Below are 8,151 nucleotides of genomic sequence, written 5' to 3'. Positions count from 1 at the left end.
GCCCGGGCCGCGGGGTTGACCGCGTGCAGCACGCGTCGCTGCGCCGGCCCGGTGACCAGCACCAGCGGGGCGTCAGGGTCGGGGTGGCGGCGCATGACGCCGTCGAGCGCCAGTTGCGGCAGGAGGATGCAGGCCCAGAGCATGGTTTTTCAGAATGGAATCGCCCGCGTCGGCGGGTTGCCGCCGCGGCACTTGAGCACGCGCAACTGCGCAGGCTGGGCGTCGATCGCGATCCGAAGTGCGGCGGGGGACGGGTTGGCGGCCGCTTTCAACGGCCGCATCGCGAAGCCGAGGCATTGGCCTGTTTCGGCCGCCACCTGCAACCGGCGCAGGGTGCGGTCGTCGGCGCTGCGGGGCCAGCACAGCACGGCCGAGCAGGCGGCCGAACGCAGGCATTGCTCGGTCGCCCACAGGGCGTTGCGGGGGTCGGTACGGACCACCTGCAGACGCTTGAGATCGATGCCGGCACTGGCCCAGCCTTGGGCGAACGGCAGGTAGGGCGGGTCGACCAGCGCGACCATGCCATCGGCCTGGGACAGCCGGGCCAGGGTCGGCCACAACAGGCGCAGCTCGCCGATGCCGTCGGCAGGCAGCAGCAGTTCGGTCAGTGCGTGCTCGGGCCAGCCGCCGTCGGGCAGGGCGTCGTCGAGCAAGGCGTGGCCGGTGGGCTGCCGGGAAGGCGCACGGGGAGCCGGCTGGCCACGCCAGACCCGGCGCGACTCCAGCAGGCTGTCGAGGGCGACGACCGCGCCCATCAGGACGGCCTCACGAGACCGGCGAACAGGCCTTCGATGGCGAAGTCGGTGATGCGTGCATCGATCTCGATCGGCGCGTGGGCGGGATTGCGCGGCAGCAGGCGCAGGTGGTCGCGGCCGCTGTCGAGCCGTTTGACCGTCAACTCACCCTCCACGCGCGCCACCACGGTCTGGCCGCTGCGCGCCTGTGGCGTGCGGTGCACGCCGATCAGGTCGCCCGGCAGGATGCCGTCGAGCAGCATCGAGTCGCCTTCGACCTCCAGCAGGTAGTCGGGACGCAGGCGGAACAGCGAGCGGTCGAGGGCGATTTCGCGGCGGACTTCCGGGTCGGAACCGATCGGTGTGCCTGCGGCGACCCGGCCGAGCAGGGGGACCTGCAACAGNAGGGCGATTTCGCGGCGGACTTCCGGGTCGGAACCGATCGGTGTGCCTGCGGCGACCCGGCCGAGCAGGGGGACCTGCAACAGGTCGGGCCACGGGTTGGCGAGTGCAGCGCTGCCGGGATACCCGGTCGCGGGATGCGCGGCCGCGTGGCGGCTGCCTCGCCCACGCCCCGTGCCGGGTGCGGTGAGCCGGATCCCGCGCGCCCGTCCGGCCGACAGCTCGATCAGCCCGGCCTGCGCCAGGGCCTCGAGGTGGTAGCGCGCCGAGCGGTTCTGGCGGAACCCGAACGCCCGCGCGATCTCCATCTGCGACGGCGGATAGCCGTGCCGGGCAATGTGCTCACGGAGGAACTCGAACAGGCGGCGCTGGGTGTCGGTCAGGTGCATGGTACTAATTCTAGTAACAAATGAAGGTGCGAAAAGTGGGGCCCGGAAAGTCAGTGGGTTACGTCGGCAAGCTCACGTGGGATCGATGTCCGTTAAGCATCCACACCCCCGTCTCACCCGTTCGGACACCCCGCGGAACGCGGTTGTAGGAGCGACGTAAGTCGCGACCTGTACATCGCCTGGAACCACCGAGTTCCTGGAGATCCGCTGGACAAGGTGGCCGAGGCGATCCAGACCCTGGGCTGGAGCCGGCTCACGCCATCTCGAACAGGTCCGACTGCGCCCGCACGTCGTCCTGGTCGACGAACCCGCCCAGCCCGACGCCCACCAGCCGGTAGCGCGTCGCCGGCGGCAGGTCGATGCGCGCGCGCAGGTCGCAGGCGGTGTCGGCCAGCACGTCCAGCGTGTCCGGCCGCCGGGAGGGAGTCAGGCTGCGGGTCAGGATGCGGAAGTCGGCGGTCTTGAGCTTGAGCACCACCGTGCGCGCCAGCCGCGGATGGGTCTGCTGGCGCTCGCGCTGGTAGCCGGCCCAGGTCTTGCCGGCGAGACGGCGGATGTGCGGCTCCAGCTCGTCCAGGTGCAGGTCGTGCTCGAAGGTGTCCTCCGAGGAGATCTGCACAGTGGGGCGCTCGGGCCGGACCGGGTTGTCGTCGATCCCCAGCGACAGCTCGTGCAGGCGCCGCCCCCAGCGCCCGAACCGCTGCTCCAGCACGGCGACCGGCACGTCGCGCAGGTCGCCGACCGTGGTAATGCCCAGTTCGGCCAGCTTGCCCTGCATGACCTTGCCGACCCCCGGGAGGCGGCTCACCGCCAGCGGTGTCAGGAACGCCTCCACCCGGTGCGGCTTGACCACGCACAGGCCGTCGGGCTTGTTCCAGTCCGAGGCGATCTTGGCGATGAACTTGTTCGGGGCGACGCCGGCCGACGCCGTCAGTGCGGTCTCCTCGAAGATGGCCGCGCGGATCGCCTCGGCGGTGGCCGTGGCCGACGGCAGCCCCGATGCGAGCCCGGTGACATCGAGGTAGGCCTCGTCCAGCGACAGCGGTTCGACCAGCGGCGTGTGCCGGGCAAAGATCTCGCGCACCTGCCGCGAAACCGCCTTGTAGCGCGTGAAGTCGGGCGGCACGAACACCGCCTGCGGGCACAGCCGCTCGGCGCGGATGGCCGGCATGGCCGATCGCACGCCGAACCGGCGCGCCTCGTAGCTGGCCGCGCAGACCACCGAGCGCGCGCCGCGCCATGCCACCACCACGGGACGGCCGCGCAATGTAGGGTCATCGCGCTGCTCGACCGACGCGTAGAACGCGTCCATGTCGACGTGGAGAATCCTGCGTGGCGGGGCCATGGCGCCATTGTCGCGTGCCGGGGGCGCGTGCGCTCCTACACATTTCACCCGTGGTTTGGCAGTCTGGCGGCTACGCCTTCATGGAGCGCCGCATGCAGCGTCGCCACTTCTCGATGTTCCGCGAGTTCCACCTGGCGGACTGGTTCACCCTCGCCAATGCCTTCTGCGGCACCGGCGCGATCTTCGCGGCGATGCGGTTCCTGCAGGAGGGCGGGGTGCGCGACCTGATGATCGGGATGGCGCTGATCCCGCTGGCCTTCATCTTCGATGCGGTCGACGGCCGGGTCGCGCGCTGGCGCAAGTCGGCCTCCACCCTCGGCCGCGAGCTGGACTCGCTGGCCGACGTGATCTCCTTCGGCGTCGCGCCCGCCGCGCTGGCCTATGCCTGCGGCCTGCAGGGCGGGTGGGACTGGGTGGTGCTGAGCTACTTCGTCGGCTGCGGCGTCAGCCGGCTGGCCCGTTACAACGTCACTGCCGAGCAGCTGTCGGGCGACGAGGGCAAGGTGAAGTATTTCGAGGGCACGCCGATCCCGACCAGCCTGGTGCTGGTGGTGGTGCTGTGGATCGCCGCGGCGCAGGGCGCGATCGGTACGGACCTGTGGCTGGGCATGGTCAAGCTGGGGCCGTGGCAGTTCCACCCGCTGGTGCTGATGTTCGCGATCTCCGGCTCGCTGATGGTCAGCAAGACGGTCCGCATTCCCAAGCCCTGAAACACCGCCCGATGCCGACGGCCTGACACACCTGCGTTGCTATGATCGCGGCCAACGCGGAGGACGCCATGGCCAATCAGGGTTTCGGGAACGCCGGTTTCGGCAGCGACCATTTCGGCAGCGATGATTTCGCGGCACTGTCGCGTCAGTACTGGAGCCGCTGGGGCGAGTTGCTGCGCGCGGCGGGGGGTGCCACGCCACAGGCGGCGACGGGATTCGGTACGGACAATCCGCTGGGCGCTGCCTGGGGCATGCCGGGTCCGGCATCCATGCCCGGCTGGAACGAGGCGGCTGCCTGGTGGTCGCAACTTGCCGGTGGCGCCAGCCCGACGGCCGACGAGGCGCTGCGGCGGTTCGGCACGCAGGCGCAGGGCTGGTTCGGACAGATGCAGCAATTGGCGGCGCGCTTTGGTGGGCAGGACGCCAGTGCGCGCGATATCGCCGCGGCGTGGCAGCGGATGGTCGCCGGCCAGGGCGGCAACCCGTTCGCCGATGCGCTGCGCGGCATGCAGGGGTCGGGCCAGCAGGGGTTCGAGCAGTGGTACGCGCAGGTTTCGCCGTGGCTGAAGCAGCTTGTCGGCGAAGGTCGCTCTTGGCTCGGGCTGCCCGCATTCGGCTTCACCCGCGAGCACCAGCAACGCTGGCAGCAACTGGCACGGGCGCAGCTCGACTACCAGCAGCAGGCGCGTTCCTACCACGAGCTGATGGCCGAGGCGGGGCAGGAGGCGTTCCGCCGTTTCGAGGACAAGCTGGTCGAGCGCAGTGCGCCTGGCAAGCAACTCGGGTCCGTCCGTGCGCTGTTCGACCTGTGGATCGACGCCGCCGAGGAGGCCTACGCCGACGTCGCGCTGTCGCCGCGGTTCCGCGATGCCTATGGCGCGATGACCGATGCGCAGATGCGACTGCGCGCCGCGGTCCAGCGCGAGGTCGAACAACTCACTGACGCCCTCGGAATCCCGACCCGCACCGAGATCGATGCCTCGCATCGCAAGGTGGCGCAGCTTGAGCGCGAACTTCGGCGGATGCGCGAGCGGGCCGATTCGCCGGCCGCTCCGTCTGCCGCACGAGCCACGAGGAATTCGACCACCCGGTCCGACAGCAAGCCAGCCGCCGAGGCGGCCCCGGTGAAGAAGGGCGGTAATCCAAAGGCCGCCGCATCGAAGCCCAAGGCCTCGAAATCCCCCGCATCGAAAACCGCAAAAACCGCCAAGACCGCCACCTCCACGGCCGCCCGGCGCGGCAAGGCACGCTGACCATGGACCGTTCCGATTCCCCCGTCATCGGTCCGCTGGACATCACCCCCGAAGCCCTGGCGCACGAGGCGATGCGCCTCCAGGCCAAGCTTGGTGCAGGCCTGCAGACACTGCGACAGGTGGGCGACACCGGTTACGGCGCAACCCCGAAGGAAGAGGTCTGGCGCGATGGCAAGGTCGTGCTGTACCGCTTCCGCGGGGATGCGATCGAAGGCGGCCGCGCGCCGACCGCCAAGGTTCCTCTGCTGATCGCCTACGCTTTGGTCAACCGGCCGTACATGGTCGACCTGCAGGCGGACAAATCAATCGTGCGTGGCCTGCTCGAGCGCGGCGAGGACGTCTACGTGCTGGACTGGGGTTACCCCGACCGGTCGGACCGCTTCCTCGACCTGGAGGACTACATCCAGCGTTTCCTCGGGGGTGCGGTCGACCACCTGCGCGAGCGCCACCGCATCGATGCGATCAACCTGCTCGGCATCTGCCAGGGCGGCGCGTTCTCGCTGTGCTACAGCGCGCTCAACGCGCGCAAGGTGCGCAACCTGGTGACGATGGTGACGCCGGTGGACTTCCACACCGACGACAACATGCTGGCCAACTGGGTGCGCGGGACCGACATCGACCTGATGGTCGACACGCTGGGCAACATCCCCGCCGACGTCATGAACTTCACCTACCTCACGCTCAAGCCCTGGCGGCTGTTCGTGCAGAAGTACGTGGGACTGGTGGACATCCTCGACGACCCCCGCGCGCTGGAGGACTTCCTGCGCATGGAGACGTGGATCTTCGACTCGCCCGACCAGGCCGGCGAGGCGTTCCGCCAGTTCGCTAGGCAGTTCTACCAGGCGAACGGTTTCGTCAACGGCGGCATCGAGATCGGTGGACGCCCCGTCGACCTGGCCCACGTCAACATGCCGGTGCTGAATGTCTTCGCCGAGGCGGACCACCTGGTGCCGCCCTCGTCGTCGAAGGCGCTGGGCGGGCTGGTTGGCGGCAGCGACTACAGCGAACTGTCGTTCCGTGGCGGTCACATCGGCATCTACGTCTCCAGCCGTGCGCAACGCGAGGTGCCGCAGGCGATCCACGACTGGCTGGCGGTGCGTTCGCACTGAGCGGCGTCCGCCTTACGCAGCCATCACGACAACGCACTAGACTCGAGGCAACTCCGTCGTCCCGTCGAGCCCATGGAACACACCCACCGCCCCTTCGTCCGCTCCCGCAACGACCGCATGCTCGCGGGCGTCATGGGAGGCATCGCACGCCGGTTCGGCTGGAACTCGACCCTTCTGCGGGTCGTCTTCGTGATCGTGTCGATCGCCTCGGCCGCGTTCCCCGGCATCCTGGTCTACCTGATCATGTGGCTGCTTATGCCGGAAGAAGGCGAGGTCGCCTGACCGACCCGATGGCACGCCGGCGCGATGCGGCGTGGACCGCGCTGCTGCAACTGGCGGGCGCGGCATGGACGCTTCCCAACACCGTCGCCGGGCTGCTGCTCGGTTCGCTTGGTATTCCCTTCGGCGCGCACGCGCACTGGCGGCGCGACGACCTCGCACTGGTGTTCCATGACTGGCCATGGGGCCCCGGCGGCGCCATCACACTTGGCAACGTCATCGTGCATACCGGTGCCGACCTCGATGGCACCTGCCGCACCTACGCCCACCGCGCCGGCTGGTGCGAGGAGCCCGCCGTCCGCCTGGCCGACCACGAGCGCGCGCACGTCTTCCAGTACATGGTGCTTGGCCCGCTGTTCCTGCCGGTGTACTTGGCGTTCGGTGGCGTCAGTGCGCGCAACCGCTTCGAGCGCGCCGCCGACCGCTACGCATTGACCGGCCAGGGGTGGTGGCCGTGGCCGGCGCCGCCGCTGCGGCGGCCGGCATAGTGCGACCGGCTTCACGCTTCCGGTCGGGTGTCCCATAATGCGGACCGGTCATGCGCGGGGAGGCGCACGGCCGGGCGCCGCACCGGCGCATCGCACCCAAGGGGAGGGGACATGCTCAAGTACGTGTTGCTCGCGGTGTTCGCGGGTCTGGGTTGGTTCGTGTTCGTCGATGGCAGCAAGCTCGACGAAGCGGATGTACGCGCCTATTACGTGGCCCAGCGCGACGCCACCCTGGCGCTGGATGCCGACACTCTCTGCGCGATGCTCTCCAAGGACGCGTCCGGCAGGATGACCACCTACGTGGGGCCGCGTGAGCAGGTCCAGCTGGTCTCGCGCGATTCCGCATGCCGCGACACCCAGGAAATGTTCCAGAAGATGAAGCCGCTGATGGAGCTGCTCGGCAACGAGGTTCCCTTCGGCTACACCTACGAGATCAACGCCATCAACCTGTCCGACGACCGGAAGTCGGCAAGGGTCGAGGTCCGCAGCGTGCTCGACATCCTCGGCATGCGCTTCGTATCGCGCACGGTGGAGACGCTGGTTCGCGACCGTCGGGTAGTGTTGGTCGAGCATGTGGAAGGCCGCGCCTGGGTCAGCGAAAGCCCCGGGATGTAAGCCCCCTGCACTGGACTGCCGCCGCGCCGGCAAACAAAAAGGCCTGCGACTGCAGGCCTTTTGTCTGGTGCCGAAGGTGGGACTCGAACCCACACGCTTTTAAGGGCGGCGGATTTTGAGTCCGCTGCGTCTACCGATTCCGCCACTTCGGCCGGGCGCGAAGTATAGCCGACAACCTTCCGGGCGCGGGGCCAAATGCGTGTGCGCTCTTCGCCGCTCGGCCGTCAGTGGGCCTCGTCGGTGGGCAGCGCCTTGTCGGCGCGGGTGAACCACTCGCCGTCCTGTGGGATGAACATCGAGCAGCCTTCCATGGCGGCCTTGTAGATGTGCACCGACACCGCGACCTCGTCGCCGCTGGTGTTGCGGATGGCGTGGTACTCGTGAGGCGGGATCAGGCTGCCGGCGCTGCCGGGCCCGGCCACCATGCCGCCGGCGGCACGGAAGCGGAAACGCTCGTCGTCGCGCTCGAGCAACTCGTACTGGGTGATCTCCAGTTCGCCGTCCCAGACGCCCTCCACGCACCACAGGCCGCAGTGGTCGTGCACCGGAGTGCCCTGGCCCGGGCCCCACGTCATCGCTACGACGCTGTAGCCGTGCTCGGGGCTGCGGTAGATCTCGCGCCGCGCATAGTGGTCCTCGATCGGTTCGAATACGCACGGCGGCAGGCTGACGTCGCGGTCGCGGATCATCCGGCACAGGGTGTTGCGCAGCGCCGAGGTGATGGCGTGCTGGTCGCCGGCGGTGACGGCCGCGTCCAGCGCATGGACCAGCTTGTCGTGGCCGGGGAACGGGATGTCGGGCAGGGCTTGGGCGTTCATGCGTCCGAT

General features: G+C 69.2%; 10 protein-coding genes, 1 tRNA gene and 1 pseudogene. 6 read left to right on the top strand and 6 right to left on the bottom strand.

Annotation, left to right across the window (positions count from 1 at the left end):
• The 4 genes and pseudogenes from ACKVMH_RS07435 to dinB form a co-directional block, all read right to left on the bottom strand.
• A pseudogene (locus ACKVMH_RS07435) lies at nucleotides 1–143 on the bottom strand (DNA polymerase Y family protein); the annotation flags it as partial.
• 6 nt (nucleotides 144–149) lie between these two features.
• A complete protein-coding gene (gene imuA / locus ACKVMH_RS07430; protein ID WP_412699811.1) occupies nucleotides 150–755 on the bottom strand; it encodes a translesion DNA synthesis-associated protein ImuA in 606 nt (201 codons plus the stop codon).
• Nucleotides 755–1,525 carry a LexA family protein gene (locus ACKVMH_RS07425; RefSeq protein ID WP_412699810.1) on the bottom strand — a complete coding sequence of 257 codons (771 nt, stop codon included), beginning with the start codon at nucleotides 1,523–1,525 and terminating at the stop codon, nucleotides 755–757. The genes imuA and ACKVMH_RS07425 overlap by 1 nt, the downstream gene beginning before the upstream one ends.
• Before the next feature lie 253 nt (nucleotides 1,526–1,778).
• A complete protein-coding gene (gene dinB / locus ACKVMH_RS07420) occupies nucleotides 1,779–2,870 on the bottom strand; it encodes a DNA polymerase IV (protein ID WP_412699809.1) in 1,092 nt (363 codons plus the stop codon).
• Between the two features lie 80 nt (nucleotides 2,871–2,950).
• On the opposite strand from dinB, the gene ACKVMH_RS07415 reads away from it, so the two are divergent.
• The 6 genes from ACKVMH_RS07415 (at nucleotide 2,951) to ACKVMH_RS07390 (ending at nucleotide 7,324) form a co-directional block, all read left to right on the top strand.
• Nucleotides 2,951–3,580 carry a CDP-alcohol phosphatidyltransferase family protein gene (locus ACKVMH_RS07415; protein WP_215220332.1) on the top strand — a complete coding sequence of 210 codons (630 nt, stop codon included), beginning with the start codon at nucleotides 2,951–2,953 and terminating at the stop codon, nucleotides 3,578–3,580.
• A 68-nt stretch (nucleotides 3,581–3,648) separates the two neighbouring features.
• Complete coding sequence (gene phaE / locus ACKVMH_RS07410; protein ID WP_412699808.1) at nucleotides 3,649–4,833, top strand: class III poly(R)-hydroxyalkanoic acid synthase subunit PhaE; 1,185 nt, start codon at nucleotides 3,649–3,651, stop codon at nucleotides 4,831–4,833.
• 2 nt (nucleotides 4,834–4,835) lie between these two features.
• Nucleotides 4,836–5,942 carry a class III poly(R)-hydroxyalkanoic acid synthase subunit PhaC gene (locus ACKVMH_RS07405; RefSeq protein WP_412699807.1) on the top strand — a complete coding sequence of 369 codons (1,107 nt, stop codon included), beginning with the start codon at nucleotides 4,836–4,838 and terminating at the stop codon, nucleotides 5,940–5,942.
• Nucleotides 5,943–6,014: 72 nt separating this feature from the next.
• Nucleotides 6,015–6,224 carry a PspC domain-containing protein gene (locus ACKVMH_RS07400; protein WP_215218138.1) on the top strand — a complete coding sequence of 70 codons (210 nt, stop codon included), beginning with the start codon at nucleotides 6,015–6,017 and terminating at the stop codon, nucleotides 6,222–6,224.
• Nucleotides 6,225–6,232: 8 nt separating this feature from the next.
• Nucleotides 6,233–6,709: a hypothetical protein gene (locus ACKVMH_RS07395; RefSeq protein WP_412699806.1), complete on the top strand. Its 477-nt coding sequence runs from the start codon at nucleotides 6,233–6,235 to the stop codon at nucleotides 6,707–6,709.
• Nucleotides 6,710–6,820: 111 nt separating this feature from the next.
• Nucleotides 6,821–7,324 (top strand): hypothetical protein, encoded by a 504-nt coding sequence (locus tag ACKVMH_RS07390; RefSeq protein WP_412699805.1) that lies wholly within the window; start codon nucleotides 6,821–6,823, stop codon nucleotides 7,322–7,324.
• A 65-nt stretch (nucleotides 7,325–7,389) separates the two neighbouring features.
• On the opposite strand, the gene ACKVMH_RS07385 is transcribed toward ACKVMH_RS07390, so the two are convergent.
• Nucleotides 7,390–7,476, bottom strand: a tRNA-Leu gene (locus tag ACKVMH_RS07385).
• Between the two features lie 72 nt (nucleotides 7,477–7,548).
• Entirely contained in the window at nucleotides 7,549–8,142 is a 594-nt protein-coding gene (locus ACKVMH_RS07380) for a cysteine dioxygenase family protein (RefSeq protein WP_215218135.1), read from the bottom strand.
• Nucleotides 8,143–8,151: the final 9 nt, after the last annotated feature.

The organism is Lysobacter zhanggongensis (assembly GCF_046638635.1).
Lineage (GTDB): Bacteria > Pseudomonadota > Gammaproteobacteria > Xanthomonadales > Xanthomonadaceae > Novilysobacter > Novilysobacter luteus.
Note: the sequence above shows the minus strand (reverse complement) of the source record. Positions and strands in the feature narration are given on the sequence as shown.